17 protein-coding genes and 2 pseudogenes are annotated in these 17,509 nt (G+C 68.4%); 11 read left to right on the forward strand and 8 right to left on the reverse strand.

The features are described from left to right. Positions 1–84: 84 nt before the first annotated feature. From IW249_RS31345 to IW249_RS31360, 4 genes are all read left to right on the forward strand, one after another. Complete coding sequence (locus IW249_RS31345) at positions 85–501, forward strand: STAS domain-containing protein (protein WP_372433015.1); 417 nt, start codon at positions 85–87, stop codon at positions 499–501. A gap of 129 nt (positions 502–630) precedes the next feature. Then, a complete protein-coding gene (locus tag IW249_RS31350) occupies positions 631–1,248 on the forward strand; it encodes an STAS domain-containing protein (RefSeq protein ID WP_196924093.1) in 618 nt (205 codons plus the stop codon). A 67-nt stretch (positions 1,249–1,315) separates the two neighbouring features. Then, on the forward strand, positions 1,316–1,591 hold the full coding sequence (locus IW249_RS31355) for a GlsB/YeaQ/YmgE family stress response membrane protein (RefSeq protein WP_196924094.1): 276 nt from the start codon (positions 1,316–1,318) through the stop codon (positions 1,589–1,591). 63 nt (positions 1,592–1,654) lie between these two features. Next, the gene (locus tag IW249_RS31360) at positions 1,655–1,954 is read left to right on the forward strand and encodes a BON domain-containing protein (RefSeq protein WP_196924095.1); all 300 of its coding nucleotides are present in this window, start codon (positions 1,655–1,657) and stop codon (positions 1,952–1,954) included. Positions 1,955–1,979: 25 nt separating this feature from the next. On the opposite strand, the gene IW249_RS31365 is transcribed toward IW249_RS31360, so the two are convergent. Beyond that, positions 1,980–3,293, reverse strand: a complete 1,314-nt coding sequence (locus IW249_RS31365; protein ID WP_307788767.1) for a cation:proton antiporter — start codon at positions 3,291–3,293, stop codon at positions 1,980–1,982. Between the two features lie 205 nt (positions 3,294–3,498). On the opposite strand from IW249_RS31365, the gene IW249_RS31370 reads away from it, so the two are divergent. Beyond that, entirely contained in the window at positions 3,499–3,996 is a 498-nt protein-coding gene (locus IW249_RS31370; RefSeq protein WP_372433054.1) for a MarR family winged helix-turn-helix transcriptional regulator, read from the forward strand. A gap of 357 nt (positions 3,997–4,353) precedes the next feature. Then, the gene (locus tag IW249_RS35110; protein WP_196924097.1) at positions 4,354–5,097 is read left to right on the forward strand and encodes an ATP-binding protein; all 744 of its coding nucleotides are present in this window, start codon (positions 4,354–4,356) and stop codon (positions 5,095–5,097) included. 62 nt (positions 5,098–5,159) lie between these two features. Here the strand turns inward: IW249_RS35110 and IW249_RS31380 are convergent, their stop codons facing one another. From IW249_RS31380 to IW249_RS31400, 5 genes and pseudogenes are all read right to left on the reverse strand, one after another. Further along, positions 5,160–5,438: a BON domain-containing protein gene (locus IW249_RS31380; RefSeq protein WP_196924098.1), complete on the reverse strand. Its 279-nt coding sequence runs from the start codon at positions 5,436–5,438 to the stop codon at positions 5,160–5,162. Between the two features lie 81 nt (positions 5,439–5,519). Next, positions 5,520–5,948 carry a PRC-barrel domain-containing protein gene (locus IW249_RS31385; protein WP_196924099.1) on the reverse strand — a complete coding sequence of 143 codons (429 nt, stop codon included), beginning with the start codon at positions 5,946–5,948 and terminating at the stop codon, positions 5,520–5,522. Positions 5,949–6,141: 193 nt separating this feature from the next. Beyond that, positions 6,142–7,020, reverse strand: a complete 879-nt coding sequence (locus IW249_RS31390) for a glycine betaine ABC transporter substrate-binding protein (RefSeq protein WP_196924100.1) — start codon at positions 7,018–7,020, stop codon at positions 6,142–6,144. A gap of 86 nt (positions 7,021–7,106) precedes the next feature. Continuing rightward, the gene (locus tag IW249_RS31395) at positions 7,107–8,000 is read right to left on the reverse strand and encodes an ABC transporter permease (RefSeq protein ID WP_231392736.1); all 894 of its coding nucleotides are present in this window, start codon (positions 7,998–8,000) and stop codon (positions 7,107–7,109) included. Between the two features lie 68 nt (positions 8,001–8,068). After that, a pseudogene (locus IW249_RS31400) lies at positions 8,069–9,238 on the reverse strand (quaternary amine ABC transporter ATP-binding protein); the annotation flags it as partial. A 547-nt stretch (positions 9,239–9,785) separates the two neighbouring features. Here IW249_RS31400 and IW249_RS31405 point away from each other — a divergent pair. Then, a complete protein-coding gene (locus IW249_RS31405) occupies positions 9,786–11,765 on the forward strand; it encodes an acyl-CoA dehydrogenase family protein (protein WP_196924102.1) in 1,980 nt (659 codons plus the stop codon). A gap of 110 nt (positions 11,766–11,875) precedes the next feature. On the opposite strand, the pseudogene IW249_RS35115 reads toward IW249_RS31405, so the two are convergent. Next, positions 11,876–12,190, reverse strand: a pseudogene (locus tag IW249_RS35115) (ChaB family protein); the annotation flags it as partial. 454 nt (positions 12,191–12,644) lie between these two features. Here IW249_RS35115 and IW249_RS31415 point away from each other — a divergent pair. The 4 genes from IW249_RS31415 (at position 12,645) to IW249_RS31430 (ending at position 17,111) form a co-directional block, all read left to right on the forward strand. Further along, positions 12,645–13,841, forward strand: a complete 1,197-nt coding sequence (locus IW249_RS31415; protein WP_196924103.1) for a DUF2254 domain-containing protein — start codon at positions 12,645–12,647, stop codon at positions 13,839–13,841. Between the two features lie 219 nt (positions 13,842–14,060). Continuing rightward, positions 14,061–14,570: a hypothetical protein gene (locus IW249_RS31420; RefSeq protein ID WP_196924104.1), complete on the forward strand. Its 510-nt coding sequence runs from the start codon at positions 14,061–14,063 to the stop codon at positions 14,568–14,570. A 332-nt stretch (positions 14,571–14,902) separates the two neighbouring features. Next, on the forward strand, positions 14,903–15,976 hold the full coding sequence (locus IW249_RS31425; protein WP_196924105.1) for an FUSC family protein: 1,074 nt from the start codon (positions 14,903–14,905) through the stop codon (positions 15,974–15,976). 454 nt (positions 15,977–16,430) lie between these two features. Then, entirely contained in the window at positions 16,431–17,111 is a 681-nt protein-coding gene (locus IW249_RS31430; RefSeq protein ID WP_196924106.1) for a hypothetical protein, read from the forward strand. Positions 17,112–17,235: 124 nt separating this feature from the next. On the opposite strand, the gene IW249_RS31435 is transcribed toward IW249_RS31430, so the two are convergent. After that, entirely contained in the window at positions 17,236–17,469 is a 234-nt protein-coding gene (locus tag IW249_RS31435; RefSeq protein ID WP_196924107.1) for a hypothetical protein, read from the reverse strand. Positions 17,470–17,509: the final 40 nt, after the last annotated feature.

Raw genomic sequence — 17,509 nt, forward strand, 5'->3', positions numbered from 1 at the left:
ACTGTCACAGATCCGCGTGGTGGCCGCCAAACCCGCTCGGCAGGGTGACAGACGACCGGATCCGCGAGGGAGAGGGGTGCGCCTGTGACAGGGCCACTGGCAACCACGCCATGCACGCTGCCGCTGGTCGAGGTACGCGTCACCGAGTTCGACCTTGCTTGCATGCCGGCGACCGGAGCAGTGTTCGACCGCCTGCTCGCCCTGCATCCCGCACAGGTGGTGGTCGACCTGTCCGGATGCCGGCACATCGATGCCGCTGCGATCGGCCTGCTACTCGATGTGCACCGGCGGCTGGCCCGCGCCGACGGGGTCCTCACCGTCCGCGATCCGAACCCGCGCATTCGGCGCATCCTGCACGCCGCCCGCCTGGACCAGATCCTTCCGGTCGTCGACACTGCCCCATCGTCGCCGCCCGGCACCCCGCCGGGCGGGCAGGAACTCAGCCGCACCCAGCCGACGCTGGTCGCTCATGGTCGCGCCTCGGTAAAGGTCGCTCACTGACGACCGCCAGCCGGCTCCCCTGCCCGCCATCGGGGAAACGTCACGCTCGAGAGCGGGCCTCCGCATCGCTCCGCACGATCGCCGTGTCCCACCCCGTCGGTAGACATGGCCCCAGGAAGGACCAGCAGAATGACAGTTGTCCCGGACGACCACCTGATGACCCTGATCTGCGACACCTGCGGCGACACCGTCAAGGCCACCGCGTGCGTGCTCCCCGATGCCGAGGTCGTCTGGACCCTGGTGTCCGAACAGGGCTGGAGCGGTTCCCCCTTCGCTACCGGCCCACACCGCTGCCCACACTGCAGCCTCCTGCCGCTCCCTGCTGGCGGCCACGCGTCGTGCGGCGACCACGGTCCTGGCGGCATCCTCGGCATCGACCACCTCGACGACGTGACCGTCGTCGCCGCGACAGGTGACGTCGATCTCGACACCGGGGACAACCTGCGCACCGCCCTGCGCCACGCGGCCGACATGGGCGGACATGTCGTGGTCGACTTGAGCCAGGTGCACCTCATCGACTCCACCGGCCTCGGGCACCTCGTCCGCGCCCACCGCGACGCCCGCGACCGCGGGGTCACGCTCTGCCTGGCCGCGCCGTCGCGGTTCATTCGCACCGTCCTGCACACGATGCGCCTGGACGGAGCCTTCCCCATCTTCGACAGCCGCGACGACGCCCTCGCCAAACTGTCTGAGGGTTCGGCGTCGGAGCGCCCAACCGCCATCGCCACTACCGCTGCCGGTTCCTGATCGAACCTCCTACACGGCCACCACCTGCTGGAGCACCCCCGTCTCGAAGAACGTCCGAGGAAAGCCCATGAGCATCGCTGGTCTCGTCACCGCGCTCCTCGTCGGCGTCGCTGCCGGCCTGCTCGGCAAGCTCATCATCCCAGGACGCCGGGAGGCCCCGGCCTGGCTGACCGTGTCCGTCGGGGTGGTCGCCGCGCTGGCGGGCACCATCGTCGCCCGTCTGGCGGGCATCGATACCAGCACCCTCAACCTCTTGGCCCTGATCATCCAGGTCGGGCTCGCCGGCAGCAGCGTCGTGCTCGTCGTCGCCACCGCCGGACTCGACCCATCCGACCCGCGATGAACCGGAAACGACGCAGCGCCGTCCCCGGTTCCCCCGGGCCTCGCCACAATCTAGGAGCTGACCGTGTACATGCCATGGCCGCTACCCGATGAGAACTGGTTCGCCGACACCTCGGACCAGCCCGAGCCCGACTGCGAGGACCTACGAATCGAGGCGCTGGTCGCGCAGCGACTGAGCATCGACTGGACCACGCGGCGTCAGCACATCATCGTCACCGTGCAGAACCGGGTCGTCATCCTCGCCGGCGTGGTCAGCGACGCGAACGCGCGGCAGGTCGCGGCGGAACTCGCCTACGACGTACCGGGCGTCTTCGACATCTGCAACACACTGCGGCTCAGCGGCCCGCGGCGAACCCACTGGTGACCAACGATCCGCTACCTGGGTTGTGCTACTCGGCATTCGGCTGCCTGTCGGTAGCCTCACTGTCGCTTCGCGTCGCGGTTGGCGCGGCAGCCTCCCAGGGGTCGCCGGCAGGCCGACGCGAGACCGCTTTCCTGCGGCGCAGCGGCCGCACTCGACGCAACGCGTGGTGCCAGTTGGGCGTGTCGCGGGTGTCGTCAAAAGCCTGCGCGATCACGACGTCGGTCGAGGAGTGCGCCAGGATCGAGATGACGATCGTCAACGCGACCAGGTGAAAGACCTCGTCGGCTGCGGCGATGCCGGATTCGATCACCAACAGGCCGTAGACGACCGAGGCGAAGCCCTTGGGCCCGAACCACATGGCGGCCGCCTGCTCCCGCAGGCTCAGCCCGGACCGCAGGAACGAGATCCACAGCGCGATCGGGCGGGCGACCACGATCGCCAGAACGGCGAAGACCCAACCGGTCCAGGAGATATCGCCGAGAAACTCCACCGAGATCAGGGCTCCGAACACCAGCAGCGCCCCCAGCTTGAGCAATTCGGCGACGTTCTCCCCGAAGTGCTCGAACGCCGCGCGTTCCCGGGGTCCGAAGGTCGCCACGGTGATGCCGGCGGCGAACGCAGCCAGGAACAGATTGCCGTGGGTGGCCTTCCCGAGCGCCAGTACCAGCAGCCCGATCGCAACCCCGTTCAGGGGCGCGTACGCCGCTGAGGCGGCGAAGAAGCGAGTTCGCTCCAGCGCGAGCGCCGCCAGCGGCACCAGCACCCCGATCGCCAGGCCGACGGCCAGTTCGGTGGTCAACTCGCCCAGGTGCAGGTTGTCGGAGCCGGCCGCGACCGCCAGCAGCACCACCACGAACGGCAGCGCTAATCCGTCGTTCACCCCGGACTCGACATTGAGGAGATGCCGCAGCCGCGTGGGCACCTTGTCGTTGCCGACCAACGCGGCCGCGAACACCGGATCCGTGGGCGCCAGGATCGCCCCGACCAGAAAGGCCTCCGGCCAGCCCAACCCGGCCACATAGTGCGCCAGCAATGCCGTCACCAGCAACGTCAGGGGCAGGCCCCAGCCCAACGCCCGACCGGGCAGCCGCCACGCGCTGCGCAGGTCCGCCCACCCCACGCGCATCCCGTCGGTGAACAGCACCGCGAACAGGGCCAACTCGGCCAACTGCGCCACGATCGGCGAGTCTGCCTGTAGGTGCAGCACCCCGGTGGTGCCCTCACCGAGAACGAACCCGGCGACCAGGAACAACGCCGCCGTGGACAGGATCGTCCGGTGCGCGAGCGCCGACACGAGCACGGCGGCGAGCAGGACAGCGGCGAAGCAGAGAAGCAGCACAGGAGCCTCCGGGGCGCAGCGTTCAACACGGTGCCGACCAGACTTCCCGGCGCTCCACGGATCCCGCAGATCATAACGCCCTGCCAACAATGCCGCCCTTGGCGTGCAGAGCGGGACCCCGTGTCACCGCGCGGTCGTGGTAACTCGCCTACCTCATGAGCCCGACGCCGAAGGCATCGGCACATGCAATCATTTTTCCGTGGAGATCCATGCGGAGAGTGACGTCGGGTCGACGGCCGGGGTTGAGGAACTGGTCGACGGACTTTCGGCCCTCAGCCGGGCCCTGGTGGGAATCACCGCTCGAGCCCTGGCGAGTCTGAATGTCGAGGTCACCCTCTCGCAGTACCGGACCCTGGTCATCCTCGCCTCCCGCGGTCCGCTCCGCACCGTGGACCTGGCCGCCGCGCTGCACGTGCACCCGTCCACAGCGACGAGGACCTGCAACCGGCTGGTGCGTCGGGACCTGGTGGCCCGGCACCACCGGCCGTCGGACCGACGAGTCGCTCTGCTGACTCTCACCGCGGCCGGCAAGACGCTGGTGGGCGACGTGATGCGACACCGGACCCAGGAGATCCGGCAACTCGTACGGACCGTCGGCAGCGAGCCCCAGACGACCGCCGAGCTGATCAACTCGCTGGTGATCGCGGCCGGCGAGCCCACGGAAGAACAGTGGTGGCACCACTGGGAGCAGATTGCGCGGTAGTCCCTGCCGCCTCCAAGCTGCGGCCGTCGCAGCCCTGCCTGCGGGCGATCCCTGCGGTTCTGGTCACGACCAGCAACGTTATTGTTGCCTCGAGCCCTATTACCTGCAACTGTGCACGCATCTTTCAGCGACGGCATGGACCGGGAAGGCGACGACATTCCTCGTGTTCACCATCCGGACCCCGGGTGACGGCCTCAGGCCACAGCCGATCTTCCCGGCCGAAGAACCGGGCACGGCGTCCTCGGGCGACCTCAGCGACGCCGTCGAGAGCGTCGCCGGTGCGGCGGGCACCCTCGGCCGCCCCGGGAACAGACCGACCGGAACGAGCCACGGCTCGTCGGTCCGGGAACGGTGTCCGTGAACCGGATAACCTGGCGAATTCTCCGCGACTTCGAATTCGGCACTACCACCGTCACACTCACGGGCATCCTCACCCAGGACGAGGAACCACGCCTCGCCGACCTGCTGTTCGAAGGCGGTCTCGACGCCCCACTGGCGCTCATCGTCGATCTCAATGCCATCCCGCCCTCGAACGCGGCAACCGTCGCCGCCTTCCTTGGCAGATGGGCGAGTGACCGCCCGGACGGACCGGAGCTGGTGTTGTCCGTGGACACCCTGGCCCCCACGGGTCGATTGCTACGCGCCACCCTCGGCAATCGTCAGAGGCTCAGGCTAGCCGCCACCGGAGAATCCTTCCGATGCGAATCGTCCGACCCTCGCCGGGCCCATCTACGCCTGGCCGCCGACAATCAGTCACCCGCCGCCGGTCGCCGCTTGATCGCCCACCACTGCCGCAACTGGGGTATGCACTCGACGGCCGACCGGGCCATGGTGGTCGCCTCGGAGCTGATCAGCAATGCGGTCATGCATGCCGAAACCGAAGTCGACATCACGGTTGCCGCCCTGGCGAACGTGCTGAGGATCAGCGTCCGGGACCGCACGAAAGGAGTCCCGCGCCCGACTGTGGCGGCGGACTCGGATCAGCTGGCCGAAGGCGGCCGAGGCCTACCGATCATCAACGCCCTGGCGAACGACTGGGGCTTCTTTGCCTTCGGTGATGGCAAGACCGTCTGGGCTCAGATCGACAGCGAACGCCCGTAGGTAGGCCGAGGCGGCCGGTCCGTTCCTCTGTCATCAGACCGGCCACCCCACCTGCATGCCGTTCACCGCTCCAACGGTCGTAGCCGGTTGTTGACGTCGTGCACTCCCGCAGTGCTCCAGGCGCGCGCGTGGGCCTCCCTGCTCACGTCGGCGCACGTGACCACGCCGTCCAGGATGACCACGCGGTTCTGCACTTCGATGCAGATGCGTTCGTGACGCAATCGGGGATCGCGCTGCATGCTCTCCAGCAGCCGGCAGGCCAGCTGGGCATCAGGAGAGGCGGGCTGGACCTGGATCAGGGACGGAAAATCGTCGGGCAGAAACCAGGGAACGTAGGTCATGACGTTTCCTCACAGGTGATTGGTGTTTCGGCGGCCGTGTCCAGCGGCCGAGACACCGGTCGGTCGCGGGCACCCGGAAACTCAGCGTCGGGTCGGGGGCACCGGGTACGGCGCAGCAACCCCACGCGGGCTGAAGAACGGCGCGTAGCCGTAATACCAGTACACGTCCTCGTAGTAGCCGGCCTCCTCGACGACCTCCGGGTCGTACGTTGGGGCCTGCTCGACCTTCTCCCGGGTCAGGTCGACCCGCACGGTGTCGTCGGTGACGTCACTGACCGCCTCGACGGGGAGGAAGGTGGCGGTGGCGCCGATGCCGAGAATTCCTCCGTGCTCGACGCGCAGGAACCGCACCTTGAGCTCCTCGCGATCGATCAGCAGGTCCTCGACCTTGCCCAGGTCGTCACCGTCGACGTCGAGGACCCGCCGGCCACGCACGTCCTGCTCGGCAGCAGCGATCGTCTGCCCGGAGTCACTGAGCTTGACCAGAATCGCCGTCGTGTCGTGTGGCATGAGCTGCTCCTTCCGTAGCGTCTGGTTCTTGTTCGCTACCCAAGGAACGGCCGGGACTAGACGACGAATCGATGACGGTTCCTGCCCACTTTCGTGACGGCTCGCCGTGCCCGTTCCTGACGGGTCGTCGAGCGACTGGCGGAGACGACGAGGGGCCCCGCCGAACCGGCGGGGCCCCTCGAGTCATGCGGCTTCAGGAGAGCGTGTTGAGATACTCCGGGTTGGCCTTCAGCCACTCCTCGACGGCCTTCTCCTCGTCGCCCTTGTGGGTGTTGAACATCAGGTCCTCCAGGGACGCGAGCTGCTCACCGTCCATCTTGAATTTCTTGAGCATTGCGGTGACCTCGGGGAAGTCCTTGCCGAAGCCGGTACGGGCGAGTGTGTTGATCTGCTCGGCCTGGCCGAGGGTGCCCTTCGGATCGGCGAGGTCCTTCAACTCGTACTTCGCGTAGGCCCAGTGCGGGTGCCAGAGGGTGACAACGATCGGCTTCTTGTCGGCGATCGCGCCGTCCAACGCGGCCAGCATCGCCGGGGTGGAGGAGGTCTTCAGCTTCAGCTTGCCGTCCAGGCCGTACTCGGGGATGACCTTCTCCTGGGTGGCCTTGGTCAGACCCGCACCCGGCTCGATGCCGATGATTTCCCCGTCGAAGCTTCCAGCCTTGCCGGCCAGGTCGGCCAGCGAGTTGATGCCCTCGACGTAGGTCGGCACGGCGATGCTCAGGCTGGCGTCGTCGTACCAGACGCCGAGCTTTTCCAGCTTGTCGCCGTACTTCTCCAGGTAGGAGGCGTGCGTCTGGGGTAGCCAGCTGTCCAGGAACAGGTCGATGTCGCCGTTGGCGAGACCGCCGTAGACGAGACCGGCCTCCAGGTTCTTGAGTTCAACCTCGTAGCCCTTGTCCTGCAGGATGTCCTGCCACAGGTGGGAGGCCGCGATCGCCTCGTCCCAGGCCATGTAACCGATGGTGATCTTCTTGCCGTTGTCGGACGCGTCGTCCTGCTCGCCGCAGGCGGCAGCGCCACCGAGGGCCAGGGCGGCGGTCACCGTGAGCGCGAGGGCGCGCTTCAGTGTCATGAACAAAGGGGTTGTCCTTCCTCTTTCGGGTATGCCGACGGACCCCGCGTACGCGGGAAAGGGGATTGCCGGCGGAGAGCGAGGGGTCAGGCGGCCTGCCGCGCGAGGCGTTGCGCCCGGGCGGACGGAAAGCGGTCGCCCGCCGAGTCGGTGAGGCGGTCGAGTACCACGGCGAGGATCACGACGGCGATCCCACCTTCGAAGCCGCTGCCCACCTCAACCTGGGACAACGCGAACATGATCACGTCGCCGAGGCCGCCGGCGCCCACCATGCCGGCGATCACCACCATGGACAGGGCCAGCATGATGACCTGATTGACACCGGTCATGATCGTGGGCAGTGCCAGTGGCAGCTTGGTCCGCAGCAGCACCATCCACGGTGGCGCGCCGAAGGACTCAGCCGCCTGGACGATTTCCTTGTCGACCTGACGCAGACCCAGCTCGGTCAGGCGGACGCCGGGCGGCATGCTGAAGACCAGGGTGGCGAGCACGCCCGGCACGGTGCCGATGCCGAAGAAGAAGATCGCCGGAATGAGGTAGACGAACGCGGGCATGGTCTGCATCAGGTCCAGCACCGGCCGGGCCACCGCGGAGGCCCGCTTGTTCTCGGCGACGAGCACACCCAGCGGGATAGCCATCAGCAACGCCAGGGTGCTGGCCACCAGCACCTGCGCGAGCGTGCTCATGGTCTCCTCCCAGTACGGCATTCCGGCCACCAGGCCGAGGCCGACCGCGGTACCGAGGGCGAACTTCCACCCGCGCAGCCACCAGCCGAGCCCGGCGAGCACCAGCACGACCACTACCGCCGGTACGCCGGTGAGCAGGTCGTTGAGCGGTCGCACCAACGCCTCGACCACGGCGGCGACACCGTCGAAGAACGGGCCGAGGGTGCCGGTGGCCCAGTCGACGGCCGACTCGGTCCAGGCGCCCAGCGGCAGCCGGGGCAGCCAACTGTCGAGCGGCGACTGCATCAGGCTCATGCGGGCTCTCCCTTCGTTCCGACCAGTTCCACCTGGTCCTGCGTCGGCTCGTCCGGGGTCGCGGCGGCCAGCGCACTGAGCAGGGTGATCCGGGGGATCACCCCGATCAGCCGGTCACGCTCGTCGAGAACGGCAACCGGGTGCTGACTTTCCGCGCAGTCGGCGAAGAGGTCGGCCACCGCGGTGTCCGCGGTGACCGTGCGGACCCGCTCGGTCGATACGTGACCGTCGAGGTGGGGGCGGCCCTCGCGGAGCGCCCGCAACACCTCGTCCTCGGTGACCGTGCCGAGGAACTTCTTCATCGGACCGGTCACGTAGACCACCGAGGTCTGGCTTTCCCGCAACGCCTTGACGGCGACCCGGGGGCCGGCGTTGACGTCCAGCACCTGCTGGGGCTTCTCCATCACCGACGCGGCGGTGAGGATCCGGGTCCGGTCGACGTCGGCGACGAACTGCGCCACGTAGTCGTTGGCCGGGTCGGTCAGGATCTCCTCGGTGGTGCCGATCTGAACGATCCGACCGTCCCGCATCACCGCGATACGGTCGCCGAGCCGCATGGCCTCGTTCAGGTCGTGCGTGATGAAGATGATCGTCTTGCCGAGTTCGGCCTGAAGCTCCAGGAGCTGGTCCTGAATCTCCCGGCGGATCAGCGGGTCCAGCGCCGAGAACGCCTCGTCCATCAGCAGGATCTCGGTGCCGGCCGCGAGCGCGCGGGCCAACCCGACTCGCTGCCGCATGCCGCCGGAAAGGTCGTGGGGCAGGTTGTCCGCCCACTCCGTCAGGCCCACCATGCGCAGCGCGTCCATGGCTCGCTCACGTCGCTCGGCCTTGGGCAGCCCGGCAACCTCCAGCGCGTATCCGGCGTTCTCCAGCACCGTCCGATGCGGCATGAGCGCGAAGTGCTGGAACACCATGCTGATCTTCTCGCGACGCAGCTTGCGCAGCGCCGCCGGCTTGAGCGTGGTCAACTCGACCCCATCGACCCGCACGCTTCCGCTGGTGGGCTGCAGCAGGCCGTTGAGCATCCGGATCAGGGTCGACTTTCCGGAACCGGAGAGGCCCATGACGACGAAGATCTCGCCGGGGCGCACCTCGAAGTTCGCATCGATCACCGCGGCCGTGGCCGGCAGCCCGGCGAGCGCCTCGGCGCGGGGCTTGCCGTCCGCCAGGCGTCGTACCGCTTCGTCAGCCCTGCTGCCGAAAATCTTGTAGAGCGACTGCACTATGAGCGCGGACACGATCCCCCTCTCGACGGAAACCGGCTGGTGTATCGCATCACCGGCGCCATCTTCGCGTCTCGTCGTCGATATCAACATCGATCACATTCCACGGGTCACATAGGCCCGGCGGCGAAACCTACCGAGGCCATCGCCACAAATCCAGTCGGCTCCACAGGGTTGTGGATATGCACACAAAAATTTGCGAGCACCGGTGCCGGACTGGTCGTCCGGCAGATGTTGCGCAACCCATCGCCCACAGCGGTCAGACCAGGCAGGATTGGCACAGCCTGCGCCGATCGTCCCGCTGGAACGCCTCCCACCAGTGGGTCGTCCGACCGGGGAGAGCAGTTCCAGAATTTGTTGGGGTTGATAGAGAACTGTCATACAACTGTCATATTCCATATTCAGCCGACACCCCGAATCGTCGCGACAAACGATCAGGCAGGCGGGGGGTCAGGTGATCGATGCGCCCTCTCACCGCCGCCTCCCTTAGCGACTCACCGAGGCGTCGGTATTCTTGATTCGGCACTGCCGACACCATTGCCCGTCAGCTGAGGGGGGAACCATGCTCGACCACATCGACCTCGCTCGCCTGCGCGAAGTGCTCGACGGACCGTGGGCCACGGTGCGCAATGCCCACCGGGAGCACCTCGACGAGCGGTTCCTCCCGGTGTACGGCGAGACCGGTGACCAGGCACGGGAGCGGATCACCCGGTTGCTCACCGAGCTTCCCGTCGAGCTGGGTATGGCGTCGGCCTTCCCCACCGAGTACGGCGGCAGCTCCGACGTGGGCGGCTCGATCATCGCCAGCGAGATGCTGGCGCAGGTCGACCTGTCGCTGATGGTCAAGGCGGGCGTGCAGTGGGGCCTGTTCGGCGGTGCGGTCGCGGCCCTCGGCACCCGACGGCACCACGACGCCTATCTCCGGGACATCATCTCGGGGACGATCTTCGGCTGCTTCGCCATGACCGAGACCGGGCACGGCTCCGATGTCCAGCAGCTGCGCACCACCTGCACGTACGACCCGCAGACGCAGACCTTCGACCTGCACACCCCGCACGAGGCGGCCCGCAAGGACTACATCGGCAACGCCGCCCGCGACGGACGGATGGCGGTCGTCTTCGCACAGTTGATCACAAACGGTCAGCGGCATGGCGTACACGCGTTGTTGGTGCCGATCCGCGACGCGCAGGGCCACCCGCTGCCCGGCGTGAGCATCGGCGACGCCGGGCCCAAGGCCGGCCTGCTCGGCGTGGACAACGGGCGGCTCAGCTTCGACCACGTGACGGTGCCGCGGGACATGCTGCTGGACCGCTACGGTCAGGTCGCGCCGGACGGGACATACTCCAGCCCGATCGAGAACGACTCCCGGCGCTTCTTCACCATGCTCGGCACCCTGGTCCGCGGCCGGGTGAGCGTGGGCGGCGCGGCGTCTGCGGCCACCAAGTCGGCGCTGACCATCGCGGTGCGCTACGGCGACATCCGCCGGCAGTTCGGCACGCCCGACGCGGGTCGGGAGGTGCTGCTCAACGACTACCTGGCTCACCAGCGCAAGCTGCTGCCGGCCCTGGCCACCACGTACGCGCTGCACTTCGCCCAAGCCGAGTTGGTGGCCGCTTTGAACGAGGTGCAGGGCGGCGACGGGCCGGTCGACGAACACCGGCAGCGCGAGCTGGAGTCCCGGGCAGCCGGGCTCAAGGCCGCGCAGACCTGGCATGCGACGCGCACCATCCAGATGTGCCGGGAGGCGTGCGGCGGCGCCGGCTACCTGGCCGAGAACCGGCTACCCAGCCTCAAGGCCGACACCGACGTCTTCACTACCTTCGAGGGCGACAACACGGTGCTGTTGCAACTGGTGGCGAAGGGGTTGCTCACCGGCTACCGGGACGAGTTCGGTTCGCTGGACGGCTGGGGGCGCGCCTCCTTCGTCGCCGAGCAGGTCCGCGAGATGGTGCTCGAGCGAACCGCCGCACGCTCGCTCATTGAGCGGCTGATCAGCGCCGTGCCCGGCCGTGACGACGAGGTCGCCGTCACCGACCGCGGTTGGCAGCTCAAGGTCTTCGAGGACCGCGAGAGGCATCTCCTCGACGGCGCGGTCCGCCGGCTGCGCAACGGTGCGGCCGCGAAGGCGAGTCACCCCTTCGACATCTTCAACGACGTGCAGGACCATGTCCTCGCCGTCGCCGCGGCGCACATCGACCGGATTACCCTGGAGGCGTTCGTCGCCGGGATCGAGGACACCGCCGACCCTGCGGTTCGAGCGCTGCTGTCCCGGGTCTGTGACCTGTACGCGCTCAGCGTCATCGAGACCAACAAGGGCTGGTTCCTGGAACACGGCCGACTCACGCCGGCCCGCTCCAAGGCGATCACCAGCGTCGTGAATGGCCTGCTCAAAGAGTTGCGCCCGCATCTGCGCACGCTCGTGGACGGTTTCGCCGTCCCGGACACGTGGTTGCACTGCGCAATCCTGCGAGAGGAACCCGGCCGGCAGGACGCCATGACCGCCCATGACGCTGCTGGCGATTGGCAGGTGGTACCAGCGTAGGAGGTCCACCCGGCCGCAGAGGTCGACCCGGCGGAAACTGCCCCATCACCGCCGGAGGCCGGCCGCACCGATTCTCCGGTCGCCGCCGCGCCGAGTGGTGGCGGGTCGTCGATGCCCACCCGGCGGGCCACATCGTCGAGATGGCCCTTGCTGGCGTTGGCGTCCACGCCCTGCGCCGTCGGTCGCCCGCGGTCGCGCGAGGCCGGCGTGCCCTGTTCCGCCTGCGGGTCGGAGGGCCCCTTGTGTTCCTTGGGTTCCCAGTGGTCCCCGACCTTTTCATGGGTGTGCTTCAACGACGCGTACGCCGTGCGGTGCGCCCTTTCCCCGTCGCCGTAGCTGTCCTCGGCGGACTCCAGGGTCTCCTTGTACGTGCGAACCGCCTTGTCGTCAGACCTGGCGATGGTCGAGGGCACGTTCTCGCGCATCTGCACTGCCTGCTCATGCTTGTCCGGCACGGCGTCCTCCCCTGGTATGACGAGCTACCTGCGCCAGCCCGATACGGCCCAGAAACACGGCGGCCACGGGTACCCCAGGAGCGCCACGCAACACTGGCCGCGCCCGGTTTCCGCTGTCTCGTCGCTGATCCACCTCGCCGCACAGTCCTCGGGCGAAGGCTGGCACCACCCGCACCCTGTCTGCGGACTCCACCACGTCGAGCAGCCGGCGGAGCACGTCGGTTAGCTGGTCGCGCAGGGTCACGCAGGTGACTCGAGCAGATCCGAAGGGTCGTTGAGCCACATGTACCGGTCATACCCCGTCGAGCGCCGCGTCCGCACCCGGTGGACGGCACGTTCGTCGTCGTCCAGCAGCACGACGGACGAACCGTGATTCAGTTCCCGACAACGTGTGGGCACGGACGCAGTGGGCACACCGCAAGGGATGACGGGCACTCCGCACACGGTGAAATCCCGGCTGACGGCCCTGCGGACCAGCTTCTGGCCCGTCCCAGCGGCGTGCGCGGCGGGAGCCATCCTGCTGGCGATCGGCCTGTCCGTGCTGGAGCTGCGGGTCGGTCTGCCCTTCGGCAACGTCCTGCCCAGCGGTCTGGCCGGCGCCCGGTCCCTGTTGTCGTCGATCATCACCGCGATGATCTCGTTCACCGCGCTCGTCTTCTCGATCACGGTGGTCGCCCTGCAACTGGCCAGCAGCCAGTACTCGCCACGAGTGCTGCGCACCTTCCTGCAGGACCGGGTGACCCAGTTCGCCCTGGGCACCTTCCTGGCCACGGCACTGTTCGCCATGGTGGTGCTCGCCGCGCTGCCCGACCTGTCCAGCGCCCGACTGCCGGAGCTGTCCCTCGCCGTCGCGATGATCCTCGTGCTGGTCAGCAGTGGATTGTTCCTCTACTACCTGCACCACATCACGTCGATCATGCGGGTGTCGCACATCGTCGCCGCCATCGGCGCACAAACGCGCCGCAGCATCGACGAGCACGTTCCCCGCACATCAGCGCAGGAGACAACGGTACGACTGCCACCGCCCGTCAGCGTGGTCACCGCGCCAGGACCCGGTCTGGTCGACGACATCGACCTGGGCAGCCTCGCCCGACTCGCCCGAGCCCACGCCTGCGCCTTCTCGGTCTTGCCCACGCCGGGTGATTTCGTCGTCGCCGGGCAGCCGCTCGTGACAGTGCACGCCACCGAGGCGGCGCCGCCACCACCTGTGCCCGAAGCACGGGTACGCGCCGCGGTGACCCTGGCGGTGGAACGACAGGCAGGTCAGGACGTGGGTTTCGGGTTTCGCCAGCTCGCCGACATCGCCGAACGGGCCCTCTCCCCCGGTCTCAACGACACCACGACCGCAATACGAGCCATCCAGGAGGCGCACGACCTGCTGCGTCGTCTCGCCGCACGGCTCCAGCATCCATGGCTCGTACGCGACGACGACGGCACGCTCCGGGTCCATGCGACACCGCAGAGCTTCGACAGCTTCCTCGCGGTCGCGATCGACGACGTACGCCGGGCCGGCCGCGACCAACCCCGTGTCGCCCGGCTGCTGGACGCCGTGCTCGCAGATCTGCGAACCGTGGCGCTGCCGGAGCACCTGCCGGACATCCTCCGCCGCCTGAACCCGTGACCACTGCAATGGTGCCCGCGTCAATGCCGCGGGAAGGCCTCGGCGAAACCCGGCGTGCCGGCCGCTCAATCCCCCGGACGGTGTTGACCACGGGTGTACCAGTCGAGCAGGCATCGCGGTCACGCCGTGCACGAGGATGCTCAGGACCCGGGCTGATTCGGACCAAACCCCTGCTGAACACCTCGCCGTGGAAGTGGTCGAGAGTGTCATACGACCGTCATGGTTCTGCCGTCGTACCGCCACATCTCAGGGAACTTCCTTGATATGGAACGGGACAGGGAGGCGGAACCGCGTATGAACAGGTGGCGTGACCGGATGCGGCCGGCATTGGCAGCTCTCGCACCGGTGGTCCTACTCGCCGTGGCCTGCACTCACCCGGATACGACTCCAGAACCCCGCCCTGATCCCGAAGCGGCGACCCAGGCAGGCACTGTCGCCCGGGCCGAGGTGGGCGATCGCCTCACCGTGACCGCCACCGTGGAGCAGGTCATCACCGAAAACGCGTTCGTCGTCCGCGACGCGGATCTAACCGACGGGACCCTGCTCGTGCTGTCGACAGGTCACTCCGCGCCGGCTCCGCCGCAGTTGGTCACCGTGGTGGGCACGGTGGTCCCGTTCTTGCACCGCGACCTATCCGGTCGCTACCACCTCGGGTCTGCGGGACCGTACCGGACCTTCGAAGGCGGCCGGGCACTTGCCGCACAGGAGGTGACGGTCTGGGACCGATAACCTCGGCTACAGAGGTGATTAGCGCGGACGTTATGGCAAATTCGTCGGCGGTATGGGTGGCTGCACCATGGTCGGCCCCACTACGGGATGCCAGTCTCGTCGTACCCTCGGCAGGCACGGAAGTGGTTCCGCCCCGCCTGCTGGCGCCGCACCTACCGACGGCCGGTGGCCTGGTTCGGGAGGCCACGTGACGGGTAGTCCGCCACGTGGCCGCTTCCCGATCCGAATCCGGTGATCAGGCGCCGCTCGTCGCGGTGGGTAGCCGCATCCGGAGCTTGGCGGCCGGCACCCGACGGCAGGGAAGCCGAGCGGGTCGGCTACGTCGGCGCCAAATGGAAATCATCGGGCTGATCGCGGTGCAGGCCGGACTCGCGGCAGCGCTCGCCTGGTGGCTGGCACACGACCTGTTGGGAAACCCAAACCCCGTCTTCGCCCCGACAGCGGCGGTCGGCACCATCGCGGCGGCGATCGGCCAGCGGACACGGCGCACCCTCGAACTGCTGCTCGGAGTGGGGCTCGGCATCGCCATCGGCGACGGACTGGTCCTCCTCATCGGCACCGGGGCATGGCAGACAGGCATCATCGTCACCCTCGCCATCGCCGTCGCCCTCGGCCTCGTGGGCCGAGGCGGCACCGTGGTCAGTCAGGTGGGCGGCACCGCGGTGCTGATCGCCACGCTCTCCTCCAGCCAACGGAATCTGGAACTACCCCGGGTCGTCGACGCGGTCACCGGCAGCGTGGTCGGCCTGGTCGTGGTGGCGTTGCTGCTGCCCCTGAACCCCATGCGCGTCCTCCACCGCGCAGCCGCGCCGGTCTTCGACGCCCTTGCCGCGTACCTGCGTGACATCGAGACCGCGATGCGCACCAGCGACCCGGACCGCGCGACACGCGCACTGAACGGACTACGCGCCATGGGACCGGACCTGGAACGACTCCGCGAAGCCCTCAGCGGCGCCGAAGAGGTGGTGACTGTCGCACCGGCCCGGTGGCACTGGCGGCGCCACGTCGAACGCTACGACCGAGGTGTCAACTACCTGGTTCGAGTCATCGACGACAGCAGAGCGCTGGCCCGACGGTCAGCCACGATGATCCAGTATCAGGAAAAGCTGCCCCACCACCTTCCCGACGCCGTCGCCGCCCTGGCCGAGGCCATTCGCCAGTTGCACCGGGAGACACGAGCCGACAAACCCCACGACCGGACCCGACGCCACGCCCTGCGGGCCGCTGACGCGGCCGGCCGGGCCACAGCCACCGGTTTGCAGAACTTCGGTGTCACCACCGCCACGCAAGTCCGGGTGACCGCCAGCGACCTGCTCAGGGCAACCGGCTGCTCGGCGGACGAGGCGAACCGGCAGGTCCGGCAGACCGCACGTCACGCGGAACAGGCGACATCCCCGGAAGGATGATCATCGCCGAAGGCTCAGGCCAAACGCTGATGGTCACTCCCGCGTCGATTGCACCGTTCACGTTCGACGAAAGCGCAGCGGCGGACTGCGTGACGGGGGACTGCCGGCGTGGTCGATAAGAGCAGCAGACCGTGGGTGCGTCCGAAGTACCTGACCGCGTTGACGCTGCTGAGCAGCCTGGTGGTGCTGGGTCTGCTCTCGTGGTGCTGGACGAGCTTCGTCTTCCTCACCAACCTGTTCCGGGCCAACTACGGCATCGGGGCCGCATCGGCATCGCCGCAACCATCCCGCCCAGACACTCGGCCTCCCACTGCTGGCTGCGCTGTTCGGACCCCCTGCCTCCACCTCCTGCCCTGACGCGAGCGTCCCCGTGCCGATTCGCCCGCCCTCGCGAGTCGACAGTCCCGACGGGAGTGGCCGTTTTCGGACCAGGCTGCGGGTAGGCTGCGGCAGGGTGATCGATGATCCCGGCCGGCGACCACGTGAGGACGACGCCCGCCTCAACGGCCTCGCCCACCGGCTCGACAAGCCAATGGGCGTCCTCGGGCTGCTCTTCCTGCTGCTCGTCCTCGCGCAGGCGCTCGTTCACGACGGACCGCTCAGCACCGGACTCACCGTCACCAGCTGGGTCCTGTGGGCGGTCTTCGTCGCCGAGTTCACGCTCCGCGCCTGGCTGGCCCGCCACCAGGCACGCGAGTTCTGGAAACACAACTGGTGGCAACTGATCTTCCTGGCCGTGCCGTTCCTGCGCTTCCTGCGCGCGGCGAGCGCACTGCGAGCCGCCCGCGGTGGCGGCGTCGTCGCCGCCGCCGTACGCGGGTCCCGCTCCGCCGGCCGGCTGCTCACCGACCGGCTGGCCTGGCTCGCCGCGGTGACCGTCACCGTCATCCTCGCGGCCGGGCAACTGCTTGTGGTCACCCGCTCCTACCCCGGCCTCGCCCAGGCCCTACACGACGCGGCCCTCACCACCATCACCGGCGAACCGCTGCGCGCCGACGACACATTCGCGCAGATCCTGGAGCTCGCGCTCGCCGCGTACTCCGTCGCGGTGTTCGGCACCCTCGCAGGCGCGGTCGGTGCGTTCTTCCTCAGCCGGGAGCGCGCCGAGAACGAGCGCCGTCAACCGAGCGAGTAGCGCCCGCCCGCCCTCAGATCGACCACACCCCCAGCGGACCTACCCGTGCGGACCGACGGACCCGAACGGACCGGGCGCCCCGTGGCGAGGCTGATCGAGCGCGACGGGGGTGAGGTTCGTGTTCCTACGACTCTCGGGCGCGGTTACGGCGGTGGTGGACGATCAACGCGACCGCGCAGAGCACGGCCACCAGGCCGAACGCCGAGCTGATCCACTGGTTGTCCGCCGCGGTCGACAGCACCACGTTGGCCGCGGCGCTGACGAAGAGCACCAGCCACAGCAGCGGGCGTAGCAGGCCGCCGCCCGGCTTCTTCGGTGCGTCGACCGTGGCTTCGGTGATGCGGTACGGATCGGTCATGACTACCTCCTTCAGTGAACGTTTCTCGACGCCGTCAACG

The organism is Micromonospora vinacea (assembly GCF_015751785.1).
Classification (GTDB): domain Bacteria; phylum Actinomycetota; class Actinomycetes; order Mycobacteriales; family Micromonosporaceae; genus Micromonospora; species Micromonospora vinacea.

What these genes read in the sequence shown, in the direction of transcription:
- IW249_RS31350 (WP_196924093.1), top strand. Translation starts at nt 631, where the DNA reads ATGACAGTTGTCCCGGACGACCACCTGATGACCCTGATCTGCGACACC.
- IW249_RS31355 (WP_196924094.1), top strand. Translation starts at nt 1,316, where the DNA reads ATGAGCATCGCTGGTCTCGTCACCGCGCTCCTCGTCGGCGTCGCTGCC.
- IW249_RS31380 (WP_196924098.1), bottom strand. Translation starts at nt 5,438, where the DNA reads ATGACCTACGTTCCCTGGTTTCTGCCCGACGATTTTCCGTCCCTGATC.
- IW249_RS31385 (WP_196924099.1), bottom strand. Translation starts at nt 5,948, where the DNA reads ATGCCACACGACACGACGGCGATTCTGGTCAAGCTCAGTGACTCCGGG.
- IW249_RS31390 (WP_196924100.1), bottom strand. Translation starts at nt 7,020, where the DNA reads ATGACACTGAAGCGCGCCCTCGCGCTCACGGTGACCGCCGCCCTGGCC.
- IW249_RS31395 (WP_231392736.1), bottom strand. Translation starts at nt 8,000, where the DNA reads ATGAGCCTGATGCAGTCGCCGCTCGACAGTTGGCTGCCCCGGCTGCCG.
- IW249_RS31405 (WP_196924102.1), top strand. Translation starts at nt 9,786, where the DNA reads ATGCTCGACCACATCGACCTCGCTCGCCTGCGCGAAGTGCTCGACGGA.
- IW249_RS31415 (WP_196924103.1), top strand. Translation starts at nt 12,645, where the DNA reads ATGACGGGCACTCCGCACACGGTGAAATCCCGGCTGACGGCCCTGCGG.
- IW249_RS31420 (WP_196924104.1), top strand. Translation starts at nt 14,061, where the DNA reads ATGGTTCTGCCGTCGTACCGCCACATCTCAGGGAACTTCCTTGATATG.
- IW249_RS31425 (WP_196924105.1), top strand. Translation starts at nt 14,903, where the DNA reads ATGGAAATCATCGGGCTGATCGCGGTGCAGGCCGGACTCGCGGCAGCG.
- IW249_RS31435 (WP_196924107.1), bottom strand. Translation starts at nt 17,469, where the DNA reads ATGACCGATCCGTACCGCATCACCGAAGCCACGGTCGACGCACCGAAG.